Source organism: Leptotrichia sp. oral taxon 223, assembly GCF_013394795.1.
Lineage (GTDB): Bacteria > Fusobacteriota > Fusobacteriia > Fusobacteriales > Leptotrichiaceae > Leptotrichia.
Genome location: NZ_JABXYU010000001.1, coordinates 1,617,948 through 1,641,779, shown reverse-complemented (window position 1 = coordinate 1,641,779; position 23,832 = coordinate 1,617,948). Strand labels below are relative to the sequence as shown.

At 32.2% G+C, this 23,832-nt stretch carries 14 protein-coding genes; 5 read left to right on the top strand and 9 right to left on the bottom strand.

The genetic code is table 11. The features are described 5' to 3' along the window. Window positions 1-46 precede the first annotated feature (46 nt). The 5 genes from HW275_RS07965 to HW275_RS07945 form a co-directional block, all read right to left on the bottom strand. A complete protein-coding gene (locus HW275_RS07965; protein ID WP_178936014.1) occupies window positions 47-1,114 on the bottom strand; it encodes an LD-carboxypeptidase in 1,068 nt (355 codons plus the stop codon). A 130-nt stretch (window positions 1,115-1,244) separates the two neighbouring features. Beyond that, the gene (locus HW275_RS07960) at window positions 1,245-2,387 is read right to left on the bottom strand and encodes a lipopolysaccharide assembly protein LapB (RefSeq protein ID WP_178936013.1); all 1,143 of its coding nucleotides are present in this window, start codon (window positions 2,385-2,387) and stop codon (window positions 1,245-1,247) included. Window positions 2,388-2,612: 225 nt separating this feature from the next. Beyond that, a complete protein-coding gene (dapD, locus tag HW275_RS07955; RefSeq protein ID WP_178936012.1) occupies window positions 2,613-3,311 on the bottom strand; it encodes a 2,3,4,5-tetrahydropyridine-2,6-dicarboxylate N-acetyltransferase in 699 nt (232 codons plus the stop codon). 209 nt (window positions 3,312-3,520) lie between these two features. Further along, window positions 3,521-4,045 carry an anaerobic ribonucleoside-triphosphate reductase activating protein gene (gene nrdG / locus HW275_RS07950; protein ID WP_178936011.1) on the bottom strand — a complete coding sequence of 175 codons (525 nt, stop codon included), beginning with the start codon at window positions 4,043-4,045 and terminating at the stop codon, window positions 3,521-3,523. A gap of 37 nt (window positions 4,046-4,082) precedes the next feature. After that, window positions 4,083-6,275 (bottom strand): anaerobic ribonucleoside triphosphate reductase, encoded by a 2,193-nt coding sequence (locus HW275_RS07945; RefSeq protein ID WP_178936010.1) that lies wholly within the window; start codon window positions 6,273-6,275, stop codon window positions 4,083-4,085. A gap of 472 nt (window positions 6,276-6,747) precedes the next feature. Here HW275_RS07945 and guaA point away from each other — a divergent pair, with 472 nt between their 5' ends. Both guaA and HW275_RS07935 read left to right on the top strand, forming a co-directional pair. Further along, window positions 6,748-8,292: a glutamine-hydrolyzing GMP synthase gene (gene guaA, locus HW275_RS07940; protein WP_178936009.1), complete on the top strand. Its 1,545-nt coding sequence runs from the start codon at window positions 6,748-6,750 to the stop codon at window positions 8,290-8,292. A 434-nt stretch (window positions 8,293-8,726) separates the two neighbouring features. Beyond that, the gene (locus HW275_RS07935) at window positions 8,727-9,905 is read left to right on the top strand and encodes a hypothetical protein (RefSeq protein WP_178936008.1); all 1,179 of its coding nucleotides are present in this window, start codon (window positions 8,727-8,729) and stop codon (window positions 9,903-9,905) included. Between the two features lie 246 nt (window positions 9,906-10,151). Here the strand turns inward: HW275_RS07935 and HW275_RS07930 are convergent, their stop codons facing one another. Together HW275_RS07930 and HW275_RS07925 are read right to left on the bottom strand one after the other, a co-directional pair. Then, window positions 10,152-17,054, bottom strand: a complete 6,903-nt coding sequence (locus HW275_RS07930) for an autotransporter-associated N-terminal domain-containing protein (protein WP_178936007.1) — start codon at window positions 17,052-17,054, stop codon at window positions 10,152-10,154. A 307-nt stretch (window positions 17,055-17,361) separates the two neighbouring features. Then, window positions 17,362-17,748, bottom strand: coding sequence for a hypothetical protein (locus tag HW275_RS07925; RefSeq protein WP_178936006.1), 387 nt, complete (start codon window positions 17,746-17,748; stop codon window positions 17,362-17,364). A 300-nt stretch (window positions 17,749-18,048) separates the two neighbouring features. Between HW275_RS07925 and HW275_RS07920 the strand changes: the two genes are divergently transcribed. The 3 genes from HW275_RS07920 (at window position 18,049) to HW275_RS07910 (ending at window position 21,468) form a co-directional block, all read left to right on the top strand. Then, window positions 18,049-18,576, top strand: a complete 528-nt coding sequence (locus tag HW275_RS07920) for a pantothenate kinase (protein ID WP_178936005.1) — start codon at window positions 18,049-18,051, stop codon at window positions 18,574-18,576. Between the two features lie 159 nt (window positions 18,577-18,735). Further along, a complete protein-coding gene (locus HW275_RS07915) occupies window positions 18,736-19,386 on the top strand; it encodes an acetylase (protein WP_178936004.1) in 651 nt (216 codons plus the stop codon). 243 nt (window positions 19,387-19,629) lie between these two features. After that, window positions 19,630-21,468 (top strand): acyltransferase family protein, encoded by a 1,839-nt coding sequence (locus HW275_RS07910; protein WP_178936003.1) that lies wholly within the window; start codon window positions 19,630-19,632, stop codon window positions 21,466-21,468. A gap of 252 nt (window positions 21,469-21,720) precedes the next feature. Here the strand turns inward: HW275_RS07910 and HW275_RS07905 are convergent, their stop codons facing one another. Both HW275_RS07905 and HW275_RS07900 read right to left on the bottom strand, forming a co-directional pair. Then, the gene (locus tag HW275_RS07905; protein WP_178936002.1) at window positions 21,721-22,491 is read right to left on the bottom strand and encodes a DeoR/GlpR family DNA-binding transcription regulator; all 771 of its coding nucleotides are present in this window, start codon (window positions 22,489-22,491) and stop codon (window positions 21,721-21,723) included. 93 nt (window positions 22,492-22,584) lie between these two features. Further along, complete coding sequence (locus HW275_RS07900) at window positions 22,585-23,310, bottom strand: transaldolase family protein (RefSeq protein ID WP_218975113.1); 726 nt, start codon at window positions 23,308-23,310, stop codon at window positions 22,585-22,587. Window positions 23,311-23,832: the final 522 nt, after the last annotated feature.

The following is a 23,832-nucleotide window of genomic DNA, read 5'->3' as shown; positions in this document are numbered from 1 at the left end:
CTAAAAAATAAATTTCACTTTATTAGATAGTGTATTTTTATTTTTCCTATTTTGTAGCCTTTTCTATCATAATCTCACGCTTGTAAGTATCCATTACTGCCTTTGCCCCAATCGGCACAGTAATAAATGGACGCACATGTCCAGATTTGAAATTTTTTACAATCGGAACATTTAATTTCCCAAAATTGTCATAAAAAACTTCATCAATTGTCATGTCTGTCGGATCAGACTGTTTTGGATTTTTAAAATCCCCCAGTATGATTCCTTGTAATTTATCAAATTTCCCAGCCAGCTTTAACTGCTTCAACATTCTGTCCACACGATAGCTTGCCTCATTTGTTTCTTCAAGAAACAGTATCTTTCCATCTGTATTAATTTCGTGATCCGTTCCAAGCGTTGCAACCACCAGCGATAAATTTCCACCAGTAATTTTCCCGCTCCCACGTCCGCTTTTCATAATCGTATAAGTATCATCAAATCCTAGCAGATTATATGACTCATTACTTGTAAAGGCTTTATTGAAAGCGTTTTCTGTAACTAACGGAATATCTTTTAAATTGTCTGCCATAGGTCCGTGAAAAGTTACAAGTCCTGTTTTTTCGTTAATTGCCAGTAATAATGTCGTGTTGTCACTAAATCCTGAAATAATTTTTGGATTTTTTTTGATTACATCATAGTTTAATTTATCTACAATTCTAATTCCACCGTACCCGCCACGCACAGCGAAAATTGCATTAATCTTTGGATTTGCAAACATATCATTTATGTCTTTTGCCCTGACACTGTCAGTCCCTCCAAATCCATACCATCTAGAATAAAATGACTGCCCATATACAACATTATATCCACGGCTTGTCAAATATTCGATTTCCGCATTGCTGTTCTCATTAGTATAATTTGCAGGTGCAATCAGTCCAATTGTATCTCCTGGTTTTAAGCCTTTTGGAATAATAATTTCATTTACTGTGCCAGTTTTTGTATTTTGAGTATTTGATGATTTTGCAGGAGTATTGGCTTTTACAGCTTCTCTTACTGTTTTATAAGTTGCCGCATTTACTGCTATACTGCTTATTATTAAGCCTAATAGTATTATTTTTTTATTTATTGTTCTCACTTCCTTTTTTTCATTTAATTTTTTTTTATACAGTTTCCAAAAAAATAGGCAATTTACCTTAACATTAAAAGTCAAGATTCCTTGCCTAATTATATCAAATAATTTTGTAGTTTACAATTTCTTATTTTATTTATTTCATTGCCTGAACTTGTTTCAAGATTTCTGATGCTCCGTTTACTTTGTTATTTACAGCTTCCTGTAAAATTTTAACTGCTTCAGCTTTTTTACCTTGTCCTGCATAAACTTGTCCTAAAATAACTTTTGCACTGTTATCTTTATCTTCAGTTATTGCTTTTTGCAGATATTTTTCAGATAATGCCGCTGCCCCTACGCTTCCAAAGTAAGTTCCAATTTGCTTATTGGCACCTTTTGGTATAGCTGATTTTATTTGGCTATAAATTGAGTTTACCTTTGCAGTGTTGTTTTGTACTTCATAAATTCCTAGCAATAAAATCTTTGCACTTATATTTTTAGGCTCTGCAGCCACTGTTTTTGATAAATATTCTTCTGCTTTTTTAGGGTTATTTTGCTGCAAGTAATAAGTTCCCAGCATTCCTAAGATTTGTCCATTTTTACCTTTTGCGGCTGTATTCATGTCTAGTAAATATTTTTCAGCTTCTGCTGGTTTTTTTTCATTTATAGCGATTTCTGCTAATAAAATTCCTGCTCCATTTACACGGTCAGTTGCTCCAGTGTATGCTTTTTGTAAATATGACTTAGCTTGGGATATATTATTTTTTGTTAAGTAGTATTGCCCAATGTTGTAATTTACTTCTGCTACGAAATCTTTATTTGCAGATTGCACTGCCTTATTGTATCTTGCAGTTCCTTTTGATTGTTCATTGTTATCAAAGTAGAAAATAATTAGACTTGATACGATGTCTGCATTTTTTCCGCCTGATTTTTCATCTGTCCAAAGAATGTATTTTTCAGCCTCTGCTTTATTTTTTTGTTGAATTCCTACTAAGTACAATAATCTAGCGGCTTCTACAGCTTCAGCACTTGTAGATTGTCCATTTCCCCACGCTGCTTGTAAATAAGGTTTTGCCTTAGTTATATTATTATTTTGTAAATAATATGCTCCTAATTCTAAGTTTGCTTTTTGCGCATATCCTGCATCATTGCTTTTTGCAACACCTTCCAGCACTTTTACAGCTTCTGTAACTTTCTTTTGCCCTGCTAATTTTACTGCATTTTCGTAATCTGATTTTGCATCAGCGAATGAAATTGCTCCCGTTACTAAAATTGCTCCTATTAGTAATAATTTCTTCATTTTTCCTCCTATAATTATTTTTTATAAACTACATCTAAAACAATAGTAAATTTCTTTAAAGCTGAATATTTTCAATTCTAAAATTAAAATTCAATTTTAAAGTCATATCATACAGATATTTATTATTTCAAAGTCATTTTACCACTTTCAAATTTGTTTTTGCTTATAAAGCTGTGTAAAAAAATTTAATAAAACCTTTTTTATATTTATTTTTCTAAAAAAATACTAAATATTTCTCAAGGCATCAACCAATTCTGTCTTTGAAGCAGTCTTCGCATCCACACCTTTTATGATTCTAGCAGGTGTTCCAGCCACAACTACACCTTCCGGCACATTTTCCGTAACAATAGCCCCAGCCGCAACAACTGAACCTTTTCCTACTCTCACGCCTTCCAGCACAACTGCATTTGCTCCAACAACGACATCATCTTCAATAACCACCGGATCCGATGAAGGCGGCTCAATAACTCCTGCAAGCACCGCTCCTGCTCCAATATGGCAATTTCTTCCGACTTTTGCACGTCCGCCAAGCACAACGTTCATATCAATCATTGTTCCTTCGCCAATTTCAGCACCAATATTTATAACTGCCCCCATCATAACGACAGCTCTGTCCCCGATGCTTACCTTATCACGTATAAAAACTCCTGGTTCAATTCTGGCATTAATATTTTTAATATCAAGCATAGGCACGCCGGAATTTCTTCTGTCATTTTTCAAATAATAATTTGACAAATTATTCTCATTAATAATTTTCTCAATTTCTTCCCAATCTCCAAAAACTGCCTTTAACCCTTCTTTTCCGATTACTTTACAAGAATAAGAATTTTTTATTTCTTCATCTGTGTAAAGCTCCACAGGCGTCGTCTTTTTGGCATCAGCAATGTATTGAATAATCGCCTTTGATTTTTCCAATTCTGTCATTCTGCTCCTCCGTTTTTATTTTAGTTTTATAACAAATTATCTATGTAGTTACAATGATTAGTTTATTTTTAGTATTTACTGAAATTAATCAGCATGCTTTTTGTATTTTATCATTTTTTTATAATTTTTACAACTATAACTTTAGTTTTTATCCGAAAAAAGAACTTTTATAATAAAAGTTCCCTAAATTAAAAAAATTTTCCTCAAAATTAAATAAAAAAATCCTCTTTTTTAATAATTCTCTGATTGCTGCTCCCTCTAAATTTCAGCTTCGGATCATACAGCTCCTTCACAAACCGCCCATCCACCAAGACATCCACATACTCAAGGCATTTTCTCCTAAGTTCATCTTCACGTACCTGTTCAAGTGTGTAGCCTGTATAAAGCCATATATTCTTTTTTGTCTTTTTCTTCAGGAATTTCAGCACTTTTAGCATATCCACTGGATTAAAAAGCGGATCTCCTCCACTTATCGTGATTCCGTCAAGCAATGTGTTTTCATTTATTTCCTTGGCAATTTCTTCTAATTTTTCATAAGTCAGCACATTTCCATGATTCGGATTCCATGAATATTCATTATGGCAGCCGGGGCAGGCATGAGAACAGCCGGCAAAATAAAGCGAATATCGAAGTCCGACACCATCAACGATTGTTTCTTTATAAGTCATTAATAGCCTTAATGTAAAATCATTTTTCAAATTTTTTTCTAGTGCCTTGACTTTGACTTTGTTCACTTTAATTTACCTCTTTCCCGCAAATCTCAAAATTATCCTATCTTATCCCGTGTTTTACTCTGTCATGCTCCTCAGCCTGCTTTGCACTGTTCCAGCTATCCAGATCTCCAGTTAGATAACCTGTTATTCTTCTGATTCTAGAAATATTATGGCTTCCGCAAATCGGGCATTTATCATAAATTATCGCTTCCGTTCCGCAATCCCTGCATCTGTCGACAGGGTGATTTATCGAACCGTAGCCAATTCCAGTATCTTTCATCACTTTTACAATTTTTAGCATAACGCCCATGTTTTTACGTGCTTCCCCGTCCAGTTCCACATAAGTGATATGACCACCTCTTGTTAATTTATGAAATGGCGCCTCTTTTCTTATTTTGTCAAAAAGACTGATTTCCTTTTTTACGTCAATATGGAATGAATTTACGTAATAATCCCTGTCCGTCACGTTTTTAATTACTCCAAACTCATTTTTATCTATACGTAAAAATCTTCCCGCCAGACTTTCTGCCGGAGTTGCCAAAATCGAATAGTTCAAATGATATTTGTCCCTAAACTCATCTGCAACTGTCCCCATCTTTTCAATTGTATCATAAAGCACCTTGTAAGCAACTTCGCTTGTTCCATGTTCTGCATCAAACAGAGCATACATTGCGTTTGCTCCACCTACAAAGCCTATCGAAAGCGAACCTGAATTTATCGCTTCCCCCACTTCCTCATTTCCATCTTTCGCACCAAGCCCTTTCCACAAGTTATTACTTCTCATAAATGGAAATTGCTTTGCCAAAGCTGTTTTTTGGAAATTATAGCGTTCATAAAGCTGTTCTCCTGCGAGATAAGTTAATTCCAGCACTCTTTTTTGAAATTCCTCTGTCAGCAGTTCAATTTTTTTATTATTTTTTTCTTCCTCATTTGCAAATTTACCAGCCTTTTCCATTTCCGCAATTTCATTTTCCACATTTTTTCTTGTTAGAATTGCAACTCTAGGAAAATTTATGCTCGTAAACGACAAATTTCCACGTCCGAGACTGCTTTTGTCACCATTTATATTTTCAAAGACACGTGTACGGCATCCCATTGTCGCAATTTCATATTTATATTTTTCAGGATCGTCCATTCTCCATTTTTCATGTTTATTAAATTCTGAATCTAAAAATACAAAGTTCGGAAACAGTCTTCTGCTCGAAGTTTCACAAGATAACAATAATAAATCAAAATTTGGCGCTTCAAACTTTATTTTTTTATCTTTCACTTCATTTTCATAAGAAATTTTTTGATTTTTTATACTTTCCAATGCCGCATCAAAATCGTTTTGAGCCAAATTATAGTCATTTTCAGTGTAATTAAGCCCTTCCTTCACTTTAAAAATCTGTATTGGGAAAATTGGAGTTTCATTTTTTCCAAGCCCGCTGGATGTTGCCTTTAGTAATTCACGAATTACCATTCGCCCTTCTTCTGAAGTGTCTGTTCCATAGTTTATGGAAGAAAATACGACTTGATTCCCTCCACGTGAGTGCATTGTGTTCAGATTGTGCAAAAATCCTTCCATTGCCTGATAAGTTTCATTTCTAGTGTCATCATATGCTTCCATCAGCAATTTTATCAAGTCATTCTTATTTATTTTAAAATGTTCTTCAAGCAAGTTTATTTCATTTTCATTACACTTAATTGATGAAATATTTTTCAGCAGAAATTCTTTTGCATTTTTGTCATATTCCTGTGTAATTTCCACTCCATTTTTAATTTCCACAAAACTCAAGATCCTTCTTCTCAGGTGCCGTCTAAATGATTTTAGCACACCCTTTGCCATATAAAAGTCAAATGCTGGTATTGCCTGTCCACCGTGCTGCTCGTTCTGGTTTGTCTGAAAAATAATGGTAGCAAGCGTCGCATAAGTGGAAATACTCTGTGCTTCCCGAATATATCCGTGCTTTGTATAAAATCCCTTTTCAAACATATCCGCCAAGTCATACTGCAGACAAGTCGTAGTCTTGCTGGAATAAAAATCCAAATCGTGAATATGAATAAAACCTTTTTCATGAGCCTCCTTAAATCTTGGCGACACCAAATTTTCCAAAGCGTAAATCTTTGACACTTCACTTGCAAACTTCATCATCTGTCCCGCCGGAGTCATTGAAGACATATTGGCATTCTCATTGCACGTATCATTGCTCTCAACATTCACTATCCCCGCTATTATATTTCTCAAATTTTCTGTCAATTGTGGTTGCATTTTTATTCCTCCCTCATTTTCTACACTCGTTCTCTCATTCCTAAAAATTTACAAACCATCAATCCCCCAGTTCCCTTCTCATTATCAATAATCCAAACATCATTTTAACAAAAAACACTATATATAGTTTCGATAACATAATGATAACACAATATTTTGTGTTTTTCAAGTTTCATAAAAAATATATATAATCCCATAAAAAGCCAATTTTACAAAATTTTTCCATTTTTTACCCCATTATTTTTGATAAAAAAAATTTATTTATTTTCCTTTAATCATATATTTTGTAAATTTTTCAATCCCAATCTTCCTGCTTTTTCAAATACAATCTAAAAATTAAACAAATTACCTAACTAAAATAATCTAATATTAAATTTTATAAAAATATATAGAAAAAACTCAAAAATAATGCTAAAATATTTACATAAAATTATGTTTTATGAAAAAAAAATTTAATAGATAGAGGTGGAAAGTGAAAGAAAAAATTATTATTATCGATTTTGGTTCACAATATAGCCAGTTAATTGCCCGAAGAATTAGAGAAATGGAAGTTTATTGTGAAATTATGCCTTTAATTGATATTGAAAAAATAAAAAATGGAGAAGAAAAGGTAAAAGGGATTATCTTTTCAGGAGGCCCTGCTTCAGTTTATGAAAAAGACGCTCCAACTGTGAATCGCGAAGTATTTAACTTAAACCTTCCTATTTTGGGAATTTGCTACGGAATGCAACTTATTACGCATTTAAACGGCGGAAAAGTTGAAAAGGCCGATTCAAGGGAATTTGGAAAAGCTGTATTAGAAATAGAAAATAACGATAATCCTTTGTTTGCAGGAATAAAAAAATCTTCCAACATCTGGATGAGCCACAACGATCACATCACAGAACTGCCAACAGATTTTGAAATAATCGCAAAAACAGATTCCTCAATCGCCGCAATTACAAACAACAACGGAATTTACGCACTGCAATTCCATCCAGAAGTAGTCCATTCAGAATGTGGAACACAAATTTTGGAAAACTTCGTATTTAACATCTGTAAATGCGAGAGAAACTGGAAAATTTCAAGCTTTATTGCTGAAAAAACAAAATTTATCAAAGAAACTGTCAAAAATGAACATGTACTGCTTGCCCTTTCTGGAGGAGTGGACTCATCAGTTGCCGCAGTTTTAATTAACAATGCAATCGGGCACCAACTTACTTGCATGTTTGTAGATACTGGACTTTTGAGAAAAGATGAAGGAAAAAAAGTTCTCGAATATTACAAGGAGCATTTTGACTTAAACATCGTTTTCGTTGACGCAAAAGACAGATTTCTAAACAAATTAAAAGGCGTAGACGAGCCTGAAGCCAAGAGAAAAATCATTGGAAACGAATTTATCGAAGTATTTAACGAGAAAATCAGAAAACTTAAAGGACAGGAAGGTGCAAAATTCCTGGCGCAAGGAACAATTTACCCAGATGTAATTGAATCCCAGTCCATAAAAGGCCCTTCACACACAATAAAATCTCACCATAACGTAGGAGGATTGCCAGAAGATTTACAATTTGAACTGTTAGAGCCTTTAAAAGAATTATTTAAAGATGAAGTAAGAAAAGTAGGACACGAACTTGGACTTCCCGACACAATTATAAAAAGACACCCATTCCCAGGACCAGGACTTGGAATCAGAGTAATTGGAGAAGTAACCCCTGACAAAGTGAAAATTCTTCAGGAAGCTGATGATATTTTCATTAATGAATTGATGGAAAAAGGACTTTACGATAAAGTAAACCAGGCATTCGTAACATTATTACCTGTAAAAACTGTCGGAGTTATGGGCGATCAAAGAACCTACGAATACGTAGCCGCCATCCGTTCAGTAAACACAATCGACTTCATGACAGCCACTTGGAGCAAACTTCCTTACGAATTTCTTGAAGAAGTGTCAAATAAGATTATAAACAAAGTAAATGGAATTAATAGAATTGTGTATGATATTTCTTCTAAGCCACCAGGAACAATTGAGTGGGAATAATGTAAATATATTCCTTCAATAAAAACTTTTGAAAAAGCAATGTTTCAGAGATTCACAGTGCAAAAACTCTTTGATAACACTATTTTGATATTAAAAAGTTGAAAAAGCTGATTTGAAAATGATATAAAGTTTCCTAATACGGCTACATATATTTGACTGATAATTTAGATGAATTTGTAATACGCATGAATAAAATATTACCATTTCATGCGTAGAAATATTACTTGGGATACCATGAAGAAAGTTCCATAGACGAGGATAAAATAATGTTTTTTAATTTTGGAGGTCATACGTATAAATTGGAGATTGGATATGAACATGAGCTGACATTTCAAAATAAAATGAATCAGACATAGCTTAGAGATTTTGCAAAAGCATTGTTTACTGATTTTGGAAAATATGCTGACTAATAAAATGATGTTAGAGGTGTAAGTATGAATAAACAGGAAATGGCAGAATGTATAGTTAATACATTTCAAAATTATAGAAAATATTATAAAGAACACATGACAGATTATGGAACTATTTTACCTCATGTTTTCGCAGCTGAAACCATAAATGATCCTATGAAAACTGAATTTGAACTTAATGCTAAGAGCAAACTTTTTAATAAGTATTGTAAATTTATTCAATATCTTTGGAAAAATGAGAATGAAGAAGTTAGAAATGTCGTTGATGTTACAATTCTTGAAGGAATTTCAGATAATCGTCTTATGTGGAAAGCTTTCGGTGAAAATATTTCGCTTAAATTTAAGGAATATATTAATAATGAGCTTTTGAAAGAAAATATAGCCATGAAGCATGTTGACAGATTAAATGAAAAAAATGATGAAGTGAGTCCCTATTCAGAAAAAGAAATTCAAATCGTAAAATCCGGTTCAGATGCTATACAATCTGTACTGCTTGGAAATGATACGGAGGCAAAACGACGTTTACTTTGTTGTCTCGATTGGTTTATGGATCCTTACTATGGGAATGATAATTTCATAATAAAGGATGATTTAAAAAACATATTGGAAACAGTAGTAATATCCGCAAATGAGTATGATGTCATTGATGAGGCATTAAGTCTTCTGGAATACACTGATTACCCATACTCTATACTTGAAACATATTTTAGCGAATTGAGTGAAAGAGTTAAACCAAGGGTGTGCTATCTGCTTAATCATGAATTAAACGAAGAGATAGAATTTCTTTATAACAGATATTGGGATGAAGAACTGTCTGAAGATGAGCAATATAAATTAGAGGATTTTGCTGAAAAAGTTACAGAAAAATATGACTGGGCTAAAGTACATCATGCTGCATATAATTATTTATGCACAAATTGTACAAGCCCTGAATTAGTAATAAATTTTGCACATCTTTATTGGGTATATGGCTGGTATAAATATCCACTTTCAAAGCCATATGAATTTCTCGCCTATTTCTACTTCCAAATTGATATGAATACTGTAAAATATGATGAAATGAATATTTTAGATAGCCTGGCAACAAGTATTCTGCCAAAGTCTGGTTATGCAGAAGCTGATTTATATAATAATCCGTATTATTGTCCCGAAACAGATCCCTTACTTCTAGATGCTGTTGAAGCGTATAAAACTCATCAGTAAAGCACTGCTGGAAATTCATTCTTTTCTTACAGCAGTTCTGCCTTATATCATATCTTATTCCATATACATGGCAGGCGCCAGAGATAAACTCCATTTTTTTATTTCTTTTCACCCCACGCTTGACAAGAAGTCTTAAAATAGAAAATAAAGAATATTAAGTTGCTGAACAAATCTAATAAATGGCAAAACATAGTCCTTGTATTTTCTATTTTAAGATAGCCTCATCTCTTTTTGATTATTATTTTATTAGTAAATAGCCCTGAATCCTATTCCACCTCTTACATTCTTACCTTTAGTGTCATAGCCTCCATTTACCGTCACTCCGAATCTTGTATTGTCAACTCCGATATTCAAGTCAAACTTGCCATTTCCTCGTCTATCTTCCTTTTCCCCTCTTATTCCAAACCAGTGCGCATCTGTAAATCTTACTCTTGCCCTGTTGTTTACATCTCCTGCTTTTCCCAGTTCATTTTCATAAGCGGCTGTAAACCCTACTGTCAAGTTTGTTCTTAATGCTAACGGCTGAACATATTTAAATTCCATTCCTGCTTCCGGCTTAACTGAAAAGTAATCATTTCCTTTTATTTCCAGTCTCATTTCTCCAGAATTCTCTTTTATGCCGTTAAATCTTCCATACTCCATTTTTAAAGCTCCGTATGGACGGAAATGTGTTCTCTCGCTCATTCTTATGTCATATCCCAAGTCTGTCTTTAATGCCGCTCCGTAAGAATGATAGTCAGATTTAGCCTGGAATATGTCATCTACAACCAGGTATCTACGTTTCATATCGTTAATACCTACGAATACATCTCCTCCAATTGTCCATTGTAATGCTCCATTGTAATCTTTCTTAGGTGACATTGTCTTAAAGATTCCTGCTTTAAGTATAGTCTGATTTTCTTTCGATTTTCCAATATCTTTAAACTTAAATCTGTTTGTTACGGCTCCAGCGTACCATCCGCTTGAATTGCCCATCTTGATTTTTTCATCTTCGTGAACGTAAGCCACACCGTAGGCGTTACTTGTATAGTCAATGATTCCTGCCGTATTTGTTCTGTATTCATTTTTCATACCAAATACTTTAATTTTGTTATTGTCTTTTGTAGGAGTTCTCCATTCATTACGCAAATGTTTGAATTCCTTATCCAGCAATCCTCCTGTTTCATTGATTCTCTGCTGTACATTTGCATACTGGTGTCCCATCATTTCATCAAAAGCTTGATACAGTAGCACTTCTTCATTGTTTCCAATGCTGTTTAATTTCTGAAATAATTGATTTTCTCTGCTTCCAAGTGCTTCCACTCCATATCTCTGTTCCAATCCATCTGCAAAATTATAAGTATCCGTTTTATTTACAGGTGTTTCATCTGATCCCGCCCATTGAGTATATGGAATTTTTGCCATATAGGCATTTTGTATTGTTCCATCTGTCTGATTTTGTGCAACGCTTGCTATCCAAGTTAGTGAACCTGAGTAAATACTCCACTTTTCTATTTGAGGATTAGTTAAAATCATCTGATTGTATGGTGCGAGTATTTGAGGACTTACTTGAATATATTTACCTGTTGTATTTTGAGCAGCCTCATTTCCTATAATTAAATCAGCCTTTCTCAATGAACTTAACTCACTTAACCCTGTTATAGGTTTTGTAAATCTTCTATTTGAAGTATCTATGTACATTCCAATTGTTGAAACTTCCATTTCTTTATATTCTTCTGCTGAACTTGTGGCTAATTCAGGAATTACTGGAGTTCCATTAACACTTATTGTAGCTGTGGATGCTCCTGCTGGTGCATGTATTTTTACACCACCCATATCTTTAGCTAAAGCCTGTCCTTCACTCGGAATTACCTTGTCTCTAGCTCCAACTCCTGTTATATTCAATGTCCCATAGTTTTTAATTATTCCTATATTTCTGCCTGCTGCATTTCCTTTAGCAACTAATCCTGCCGCTTCTTCTGCATTAATTTGAATAATTCCATTATTTTCTATTGTTGAACCATTTTTAACTACTACTCCTATGATTCTTTTTAATCCTGAACCACTTGACTGGATAGTTCCGTTATTTATTCCGTAAGCTCCATTATCAAGATACATTCCTACTGTGTTACTTGCACTAAGATTAATAACTCCATTATTTGTTACTGTTGTTCCGCTTTCTGTACCATACATTCCAATACTGTTTTCTCCAGTTACATTAATTGTTCCTGAATTTAATATATTTCCTGTATAAGCTGGTGATAAAGCATCTCCATAATATCCTGCCGCCATTCCTATCGCATAGTAATTGTCTGACGGATCAGGATTTCCAATACTCGAAGTTCCTACTGTTATTGATGCACCACTGCTATTTGAAGCAGTTCCTCCATTTATACTGTAAATTCCAACATTTCCTACTCCTGAACCATAATTAATATTACCGTTGTTTATTACAGTTCCTGCTGAGTAAAGTCCATAGTTTTTTGAACCTGTTGACGTTAACTGGCTATTGTTTATCACAGTTCCTGCCGCATCTTTTGAGAATACGAAAACAGTGTTATCTCCAACATTTGAAACAGTGGCATTACTTATTACTGTATTTCCAGTTCCTTCATTAATAAATCCATACGAACTGTTACCAATTGTCATTTGAGAACCTGCATCAGCTTTTATTAGATTACCTGTTCCTCTTGTATAAACACCAATAGCTTCATTTTCTCCCACTGTAATTACAGAAGTTCCTGTAAGAGTTACATCTCCACCTGTACTGAGTACTCCCTTACCTTTGTCTCCCATAGTCAATGTTCCACTATTAATAACATTTGCACCATCAGAATAAATTCCATAGGCTTTTCCACTTCTATCTGTTATTGTTCCTGTATTTGTAAGTGTTCCTCCTGTTGTGTAAATTCCAACTATTCCTTTATCACTGCTAGTATTTACTATATCTATATCAGTTATATTTGTAGCTGTGCTATCATAAAAAATACCTGCTCCAGATGCATTTGGTGAACCTGTATATTTTATTTCAAATTTATTCCCGTTCGGATTTATGACAGAACCGTTTGCAACATAAATTCCTACTCCTTTATCCTTGATTTCCACTCCAGTGTTTGAAGTGAAATTCACTTTACTTTGGGTTCCACTTGCATAAACTCCTATTCCATTAGTTCCTACTGTAATATCTGAACTTCCAGTTCCTCCAAGATTAACGATATTTCCAGCTCCCTCTGATACAATTCCAACAGCTTTATCTCCTGTCATTACTATTTTTCCATTATTTGTAATAACTCCATTTTCTGTTGTCAGCAGTCCTGTTCCTGCAAGATCATTTGGATTTCCATACAATCCGATAGAACCGTCCCCTGCAACTGTTACAGTACCGTTATTAGTTACTTCTAAAACTTTATCAGCTGTTGTCAATGTACCATTTGAAATTTTAGCATCTGTTCCATAAGTTTTTAACGCTGAAGCTGAGGCAAATCCTGCCATACCTACTCCGCTTGAAGTAATATTTATAGCACTATTATTTGTAAGACTACTTCCATTTATTCCATACGCTCCAATTCCTTTATCCACATTGATAGTTCCTTTATTATCAACATATCCAAAACTTGTAGACAATGCTGTTGTATTTGAAGGCGTACCTCCTGTTATATTAATTGTTCCGTTATTTGTGTATCCTGTAGTTGTGTTAGTTGTAACACCATCATGAGAAGCCATTGACAAACCTTTTCCAGTTGCAGAACTCACAGTAACTCCACTTGCTATTGTAAATTTTTCATTTGAAAGTCTTATTTTTGTGTTAAATTCATCTGTATTGTCATCTAAATCCTGATTAACATTAAGATTAAATATACCATCTGTATAATATATCTTATATTTTTTACCATTTGTATTCAAAGCAGCAAGTTTCATATCATTTTTTATAGCATTTGAACCTGCAGTTCCTCCTGTCCAGTTAGTTGTAGCTCCAGTGTATGTACGAAGTACCACATTATCCCCTGTCAAATTTACAGTCACATTATTCATTCCAAGATATTTAGCTGTAGCCGAAGTATTTCCACCGTCATAGTTAGTTGCATCTGTTCCTGGCATCAGTATTCCGTCTGCCATATTTATTGTAGTTGCCCCTTTAAATTCAATTTTTGAAGAATCGTCAGCATAAAATGGTGTAGATTTTGCATGGTTGACAGTTGTCGTCCCGGCTGCTACTACATCTGAACTCGTTGCTTTGTCTTCATGATAAATTGTTCCTCCGCTGAAGTTAACTTTTCCTCCATCAACTGCCGCCAATGCCCCATTTTCCCCAGTTTGAATCTTATTAGCCGTACCGTTGTTTACATTTACAACTGAACCAGTTCCAGAGGCAAATCCTGCCATACCGCTTATTTTAATACTTCCATCTTCTATATTAACAGTTCCACCTGATGCTCCTGCTGCTGTTTTTGTAGCCAGTCCTGCAATATTCTCAAACTTATTCTGAGTAGCATTTTTGTCTATTGCTTCAATATCTCCATGAATATTAACTACACCTTCATCTCTTGCAAATCCTATTATTGATTTGTAGTTTACTGCTGTTGTAGTTGTAGTATTTCCTGATGTTCCTGCATTTACAACCCCTTTATTATCACCCATATAGGCAATTCCTTCTTTTGAAGCCAGCACTACATTAGGATAAACATTTACTTCAGAAGGCAATCCCTGTAATTTTGCCGCTGTTGTAGCAGTTGCATCTGTTAATGCCTTTCTTGCTGCACCATTATTTATAGCAGTTGCATCTGCATCATTTTGAGCTATTCTTGTGTCATCATTTCCATATCTATGTTTTAATTGATCCCAAGTTCCTTCTGCATAAGCTACTATAGTTCCAGTTGAAGCATCTGCTTCAAGAGTATTAGCACCATTGATACCATCAGTTATATCTGAACTTGTTCCAGTAATATGAAGATTAGAAGTATTCTTTCCTACATCAATTACAGTTCCTTGCTTTGCTAGAACCATAATTCCATTTTTAGAATATTTTCCAAATCTAATATCAAGTTTTGCAACTTCTAAATTATGTATAGGGTCTTTTGAAAAATCATTAGCTAATGCATATCCATATGAACTTCCAACTTTTGTATAATCCACTGGCAATAATTCTTGAGTCCCTGGATTCCAAGGATGAAGAAACCATTTTTTATATTTTAGATCTGCTGCATTAGCTAATATTGTTGCTTGAGATGGTGGAGTTTCTTCCATTATATCTCCTCTTGCAACTATTCCAACTCTTTGACCACTTTCTGAGAAAATTCCTACAGCACCATCAACTGTTTCATTAGTATAGCCTACATTATTTAAATTTCCTTCAGTTGTTTGTTTATTTTGATTATCTATTGTTAATCTTTCCCCAATTTTTGCAGAAAAATCTATTTCTCCTTGATATATACCTATATGTGCTGCTTTATTATTAAAACCATATACTCCTTCTAATTCATTTCCCCATTCTCTATGTACTTTAGCAATATCTCCTTTGATTCTACTACCAAAATACATACCTATATTTTCATCCCCATACAGCTTAACATTTGCTAATTTTACTGTGTTTGTATACTTAGAATAGTCAACTGAAGCTGGATTTACAAGTTTAGATAAAGTTGGAGCATAAGAAAAACTTGAATATACTATATTTGAAGCTCCATCTGATTGTATCAAACCTTCATTTTCCCAATGTTTAATATATGACATTCCTGTTGTTAAGTAAACAGAATTATTTCTTCCATACATATTTACATTAGCTTTTCCAGAAAATCCTCCAACTGAAGTACGCCATTCTTTTCCAGCTCTGAAATATTTATAAGTATATCTAGCAATTGGCATATTATAGAATCCCATATTATCGCTATTATACATATTTACAGTTACATCATCAAAATCCAGTATTCCATGTCTCCATGTTTCATTTGTTACTGCTCCTGCTCTTCCATATAGATTAAATACTAAATGTTTAATATTTAAATCTCCCAATGCATGAACACCAACAACACCTTCATCTGGGATACCATTTCCATGAGCATCTTTATAGATTTTATGCCCATTATTAGATATTCCTAAATGTGCTCTAGTATTACTATCATCATAGGTATCAGTAGTGTAATGTCCTCTTAAATAGAAAGTACTATTAGCGATTTTATCTATATTAGCCTGACTATTTAAGTAGTAAGTATTAGTGTATCTGTTGTTTTCATTCCTTATAAGAGTTCCTTGAAATTCTCTACCGTTATATGAACCAGTCATTGCTGCTGGAGTAGGTTTTGTATTATTTATATTTCCTATTAAAGAATTAGGATCTATTCCTGAATAGATAGCAATATTATCTTTTAACTCTCTATGACTCCATGTTCCATCAAAATAATATCCTGTAAATGGTTCTGCATTAGGTTTTGCAATGCTGACTGTTTTAGTAGGAGTATTTGGTGTTGGTACTTTTATTGACGGCACTTCTATTCCATTAACCGTCATTACCTGTAATTGAGGTGCTCTTATTCCTAAATCTGGAATTTCTATCTGTACAGTCTTTGGTTTTATTGAAGCCTCAACATTTATTTCCAGAATTGATTCCTGTGCCCTAGTATTACTCGTAAGTCCATAATCTAATCCCAGTCCATTCCTTTCATTTGTTGCTGCTTTATTTACATTTTGACTTAATGCTAGAAGACTGTAATTTTTGCTTAACGGTGATGTGTATCTTTCGAATGTATTTGAGCTTCTTTCATAAATTCCTTCATAAGGATATTTCTCCTTTTTATCCCCTTTTCCTTTAAAAGTTCCATTCCAGCTGCTGTACATGTAGTTAGCCCCAAATTGCCAGCTGCTCCAAGGTGCTTTTACTACATGCTCCCCCTGTTCCATAAGCTGTATAAGTTCAAGATTTGCTTTCTTCAGCAGTTTGTCATTTTCTTTTCTTGTTTCCTTAACCAGAACATTAAAGTCTTTCATACTTGCAGAAATAATCTTTTTCTGATTTTCAATATTTCCATCTTTTTCAGCTGAAAACAGATTACTTGAAATACTTACTGCCCCTGTAATTAAAAATGTAATCAATGCCGAATCTGTGTATTTAAATTTCTTACATTTTTTTGCAAATGAACATAAGCTTTTTCTAATTTCCCTTAAATTATTTGTCATTTTCAGTTTCTCTCCTTTTCATAGACCTTAGAATCTTTAAACTTATATAGCTTAAGTGTCTCTGACAACTTTATTGTTATCCTATGTATTCTGTATTAAATATAATTTTAAAATTCTCTTAGTTTAATCATTCAATTTCTTTATAATTATAACTTAAAAATAAAAAATTTTCAAATATTATTATAAAAATTTAACCTTTAATAAAAAACATAACCTCCAAACTTAAATCCCCATTCCCAGTTTGTCAGATTATGTTTTTATTTTTTATTATGATGTTAATATATTATGTTAATTTTAATACAGAAAATTAGAAATTAGAAGCATAGTCGTAGAAATATTCCACAGCTCTACTGTTTCTGGCACCAGTCTGATTATATGTAACACAGTTTGATCTGTACCATGCCATTACATTTTCTTCAGCTGAATAGCCAGAATAACCACGATAGCCTGGATTTGCTTTTCCTATAAGGTTAAAAAGAGCTCGTGATAAATCTTGTCTTTTTCCGTCATAAATTTCTGGGAAATTGACATGGTTTCTTCCTATATTTTGACAAGCTTCTCTTTTTCCAAATAGAATTCTTAAATTATCTCTTATGTATACTCCCTGCTGCTTTGATACATCTATTCCTCTAGGATAGGCGTAAATTGTTGCACACGCACACATAAACATAAAAACCAATAACAATTTTTTCATAATAAATCCTCCCTTTAATATTATTTAATTAATTACAAATTTTAATATGTTATTAATACCTGTTATTATAATAATAACTCATTTAATGCGGTTGTCAAGTTGTTTTTAAATTTATTTTTAAATTTTTCAAATGAAATTATTAATATATTGTTTATTTTTTAATATTAAGTGTTTTTATTAAACAGTATTTTATTTACTGCTAAAAACTTCTTGACATATCTAAAAAAATATTATATAATCTTAATACAATAAAACGGAAATTCATTTACTTTAAAAATTTAAGATTTGGAGGGATTATATATGAAAAAAATTTTTCTGCTTATAACAATACTAGCTATGGGCGTACTATCTTGCGCAAATAACAGCAATGAAAATTCAGCTGCTGCATCTGAAAATAATACGCAAAATGTTCAAAATGTGGAACAGCCACAACAAACTGAAAATAAAAAAGCAGACGGCAATGAGAATTCAAGTTCAGAGGGAGAAGGCACTTATGCAAAAGGGAACGATGAGGAATATACGACGGATGGAAAATTGCATGAAGAAAAGTTTTTGAATAAAATATTTAGCTACACAGATACATCTGAGAGCTTTAAAATTCAAAAGGACAATAAAGGATATTTTTTGACAAGATATGTTGACGAATCTCCAGAACAGGATAATTCTGGTTCAAGAAGAGAAGAAATAGTAAGATTGAAACTGGAAAGAGGGACAATTCTTCAAGAAGTAAGCAATGAGCCTTTGGCTTATGCTTATGATACAAAATTAAAAAAAATGGTGTTTTTAAACCCAGAGAATGATTACAGAATAATACTCACAACTGATTAGATTGAAATTTTTCCCAAAGATTTTTTACTTAAAAAATTAATTAAAAAAAATTTGACAAAAGAAAAATAATGTCTTATAATGATGTGTTTAAAAGATTTTTTGATAAAAAAGTTTTTTAGACAAAAAATTATAGTAAAAAATACAAAAGGGAGAAAAATTATGAAAAAATTATTTTTTGTTTTAGTAATATTAGTTTTTGGTTCCGGAATTATTATCGCCAAAGAGATGTTTATTGGAAAAGTACCTGATAATATTGTGTTTGTTGGAGATTCGATAATGAATAGCAGCAAGCAGTACATTGCACCTAATTTTAAAAATCCTTATTTTGACACAAAAATATCACGTCAATTTTCAACACTTCCAGGGATTGTTACAAAATTAGTGGAAGATGGAAAATTAAAAACTGCATTAGTTGTGCATCTTGGAACAAATGGGAAATTTACAGATAAAGATTTTGATTATGTTATGGAAATGGCAAAAGGGAAAGATGTATTCTTTATGAACACTGCACACAAGGATCCCTGGGAACAGGAAGTAAACAGAAAATTAAAGGAAAAAGTTGCACAATATGACAATGCTTACCTGATTGACTGGTATTCTTATGCAAAAGGGAAAAATCAATATTTTTATAAAGATAGAACTCATTTGAACGATAAAGGGCAAAGATATTATGCAGACTTTATAACTAATGAAATTAAAAAACATTATCTTGGAGAAAATGAAAAAACTGAACCTGTAAAAGAAAAATCTTCAGATTCTTCCAGTACCAAAAATGTTCAATTGAATAAAATAACAAATTTAAATAAATAATTTTTATAAAAACTACTTTAATTTCAAACTAAAAAAGTTAAGCTATACCATAAAACATAGTATTTTATGCAATTTAAACAGTTTGTTTTGGAGTAGTTTTTTTTATTAAATTTTATCTTTAAATATTTTAAATAAGACAAATATTAAAATAAAATAAAAAATAATTATTAATAATCAAATAAAAATCTATAAAATTAAATTATCATATAAATATATTTTTAAAAGAAAGGAATTTTTTTATTTATGAAAAAGGAAAGAATACAAAGCCTTGACATACTTAGAACAGTTGCACTTGTTCTTATCTGTGTTTATCACTGGTTTTCCTACAGGGGAACTTACATCGGTGTTATTATATTTTTTGCATTAAGTGGCTATCTGGTTACGACTGGACTGCTTTCCAGAGATTTTTCAGTTTTTTCAGTCATTAACCGTAGGCTGAGAAAAGTTTATCCAAGCCTGCTAATTGTAATATTAATTTCAACCATTGCATTATATTTTGTAAACAACGGACTTGAAATGAAATACAAATACAGTGCATTATTTTCAATATTGGGACTAAACAATATTTATCAGATTTTTTCAAAAATGTCCTATTTTGACAATTTTGGAATTATCTTGCCCCTGACACATATTTGGGCGCTATCGTTTCTGATACAGATGTATATATTTTTCCCGCCTTTATTACAGGGGCTTAAAAAACTGAAATTAAAAAACAATGCCATCGGAATTATTTTTTTTGGAATTGGGATAATCTCTGCATTAATAATGGCTTATGTATTCTATATAACTTCAAAATCTCCAGAGGGAGCGGATTTTTCCAGAATATATTATGGAACTGACACAAGAGCTTTTGCATTTTTCTGCCCTGCCGCAATAGCGTGTTTTTATACAAATAGAGAAATAAAAAAAGATAGTGAGAAAAAAATTGTATACATTTTAGGAATTTTAGGGCTATTTTCATTAATTTTCTTTTGTTTTGGAATAGATTACAGAAGTGCCTATAATTACTATGGGCTGATGTTCTTATCAAGTGTTTTGATAGGATTTACACTTGTTTTATTTTCAAAACCTGAATTAAAAAAATTCGATCTTTCAAAATATCCCAAAATTTTTAACCCAATAATAAGATTAGGGCAACATCAATATCAATACTATTTGTGGCAATATCCGATTATGATATTCGCACGGGAATATTTTAAATGGACAAAACTTTCAAATATTCAGCAATTTTTTATTCAAATTATTGTTTTAGTGGCAATTTCAGAATTGAGTTACTTCTTATTTGAGAAAAAAAGTATAAAATACATAAGTTATCCTGTTTTAATTTCTATTTTTGTAATTTTAATATATTCTCCAATTTATGAAAATAAAGATTTGGAGGAAATGAAGGCAGCACAGGCAGCAGCGGCTAATGCAACCACAGAGGAACCTGAACCTACTCCTACCGCTACTCCAACAACAAATACACTAAATGGAAACTTGACAATGGACGAACTTCTCACAGCGATAAATTCTCCATCTAAAGGAATAGAAGAGGAAACAAAAATTCAAAATGAAATTCTGAAAAAATACCCAAATGATGAACGGAATATTTTGTTTATCGGAGATTCTGTGCTGGATATGACAAAAATTGACTTGAAGAAAAAATATCCAAATTCCATCATTGAAACAAAAGTTGGACGTCAATTTTATGAATTGCCAAATATGTTAAAAAATTATGCTCAGAATGGTAAATTAAGAAAAATTATCGTAATTGCACTTGGAACAAATGGAACAATTTACGAAAAGGATATGAAATCTGTTTTGGAAACATTGAAAGGACACGATATTTACTTTATAAATACAGTTATGCCTGATCCGTGGCAAGACAGTGTCAATGCGGAAATCAAGAAGGCAAGTGCCGAAAACCCAAATATAAAGGTAATCGACTGGTATTCATATTCCAAAGGTAAACAGGAATATTTCTATAAGGACGGAACACATCCAAAACCTCATGCAGCCAAAAGATACATTAACCTGCTATATTCTGTCCTAAGTAAAGACATTCTAAATTCAAATACCAATGCAGATACAAATAAATAATTTAACAAAAGCTATCTTGAAATATTTTTTGAGATAGTTTTTTTAAAAATTAATTATTCTTATTTTTAAACGGAGTTTAGCAAAAAGGAGATTGAATTGAATGTTATAACATAAGACAAAAAAAGCCAAATTAATAAATCTGGCTTTTCACAAATATATAAAATTTATAATGCATAGTAAAATTACTCTTTAATACTGAAAAGATTCGAATATATAACAAAATTACAGTTAGTCTCAAAAATTTGAGGAAATCTATATAATTTTCACTTCAAATTTATCAAAAATTTTTTTATAGCTTTCCAAAAAATCTTTTTTATCTTTTTCACAAATAAATACATCAAAATCTGACAAATTACTGAATTTATAATTTCCAAGAATACCTAATTTTCTGTATTCTGTTGCTAAAAATATTTTTTTTGAAATATTCATTATTTCTTTTTTTGTGTTTCCGTCATTTGCTTCAAAATTCATCACTTTTCCAGCTTCTAGGTCTATTCCAGCACTTCCGATAAAGGCTTTATCTACATTGTATTTTTTTATATAGTTAATCGCCTCTATTCCGACATTTCCACCAATTTCCTTATTGTACTCTCCACCTATCATAATAATGCTAACTTTTGAGCTTTTGTTAAAATGTGTGGTTATGCTGGGCATATTTGTAATAAGGGTTATTTCCTTTTGAGAATTTGCAAGATATTCTGCTGCGATGTAGTTTATACTTGTAATATCAAAAAATATTGTTTCTCCGCTTTCGATATTTTCTATTATTTTTCTTGCGATAATTTCCTTTGGCCTTGTCCTATTTATGACTCTTTCTTCAAGCGTGCTGGAATGTGCCAGCTCTTTTAGCAAAATTGCGCCTCCATGAGTTCTTTTCAGCTTTCCTTCCTGCTCCAGCCTTTTTAAGTTTTTTCTTATAATAACTTCCGAAACATTAAATTTTTCCGCTAAATCAGTAACTTTTACTTTTTTCTCATTTTTCAGAATTTCCAGTATTTTTTCCAGTCTTTCATCCAAAAACATATCAAATCTCCAATGCTTTTTTATAGTTACCTAGATTATACCAAAATTCATTTAATATTTCAAAATTTTATAAAAAAATTGAAAGAATAAAAATTATAACAAGTCAAGCAGTGTTTTTTTGCCATAAACTTTTTCCCAGTCAGAATTAAACGTATCCATGCTCCAGTCTGTGTAAGGATGATAAATTAATTTTTCAAAGACATCTGGAGCTACTGTTACAGATTTTGATCCAGCCAAAATTGTTTCGTGAACCTGTCTTACATTCTTAAACGAAGCACCTAATATTTTTGGCTCAAATATTCTTTTGTACCGTTCCAATTTTTCCTCATCAGTTTTTTTAGTCATTTCAAGAATTTTATAGGCATCCTTTACAATTTCAATCCCATTTTCGCCAATATTGTCAGAACGGTTAATGTATGGAGCCATATATTCTGCCCCTGCTTCTGCCGCCATAATTATCTGCTGTGGTGATAAAATACCTGTTGCAGTTATTTTATGACCATCTCTTGCCAAAATTTTTATGGCTTTTATCCCTTCAGGCGTTACAGGAATTTTTGTATAAAAATTTTCTCCAAAAGTGTCACGCAAAAGCTGTACTTCTTTTACCATTATTTCAGATGTACTCCCAACAGCCTGTGCATGCACAATCTTATCTTTTCCAATAATATCAAAAATATCGTTTATAACCTCTTTAAAATCCCTTTTTTCCTTCGCAATAATAGTAGGATTTGTAGTAACTCCCGCTATTGGAAAAATATCGCTAATTTTTTTTATACTCTCCAAATTCGCCGTATCAATAAAATATTGCATTCTTATCATCCTTTCTTTTTTTATTTTTTGAAATAATAATTCCATATTTTAATTAGTTTCGTTTTATTTCGATATTATTTTAATACATAATTTAAGAAAAGTCAATGCTTTTTTTCGACTTTTTCAAAAATTTTAATTGAATAATTACTTTCTTTATGTTATAATTAACATGTAAAGAAACAATCATAATATGAAAAAAACAACGACAAGGGCTAGTTCAAATTGAACTAGCTTTTTGTATTAAGTTTTGCTATAATATTTTTGGGTTCGTTACCTAATTCATATTATGATTGGGGGTGATGTCCAAATGGAACGGGATATAGTTTTTATATTAGTTCAACTTGTGGTTATTTACTACATCCTAAGTAGAAGATAACACCCCAAAATGAAAAAATAATTTTTTCCCTGCAATTATTATTTATTGCAGGTTTTTTTATAAATTTTTTTACAAAATTAAATAAAACTCTTGACAAATTTTCAAAAATAATGTAAAATCGAAATATAAAGAAACAAAATGAAACTTAATAAGTA

Bases quoted from the DNA above. Each gene is read 5' to 3' on its own strand.
- HW275_RS07920 (WP_178936005.1), top strand. From the start codon at position 18,049: ATGAAAAAAATTTTTCTGCTTATAACAATACTAGCTATGGGCGTACTA.
- HW275_RS07910 (WP_178936003.1), top strand. From the start codon at position 19,630: ATGAAAAAGGAAAGAATACAAAGCCTTGACATACTTAGAACAGTTGCA.
- HW275_RS07945 (WP_178936010.1), bottom strand. From the start codon at position 6,275: ATGCAACCACAATTGACAGAAAATTTGAGAAATATAATAGCGGGGATA.
- HW275_RS07925 (WP_178936006.1), bottom strand. From the start codon at position 17,748: ATGAAAAAATTGTTATTGGTTTTTATGTTTATGTGTGCGTGTGCAACA.
- HW275_RS07960 (WP_178936013.1), bottom strand. From the start codon at position 2,387: ATGAAGAAATTATTACTAATAGGAGCAATTTTAGTAACGGGAGCAATT.
- HW275_RS07915 (WP_178936004.1), top strand. From the start codon at position 18,736: ATGAAAAAATTATTTTTTGTTTTAGTAATATTAGTTTTTGGTTCCGGA.
- HW275_RS07900 (WP_218975113.1), bottom strand. From the start codon at position 23,310: ATGATAAGAATGCAATATTTTATTGATACGGCGAATTTGGAGAGTATA.
- HW275_RS07930 (WP_178936007.1), bottom strand. From the start codon at position 17,054: ATGACAAATAATTTAAGGGAAATTAGAAAAAGCTTATGTTCATTTGCA.
- HW275_RS07935 (WP_178936008.1), top strand. From the start codon at position 8,727: ATGAATAAACAGGAAATGGCAGAATGTATAGTTAATACATTTCAAAAT.
- dapD (WP_178936012.1), bottom strand. From the start codon at position 3,311: ATGACAGAATTGGAAAAATCAAAGGCGATTATTCAATACATTGCTGAT.
- HW275_RS07905 (WP_178936002.1), bottom strand. From the start codon at position 22,491: ATGTTTTTGGATGAAAGACTGGAAAAAATACTGGAAATTCTGAAAAAT.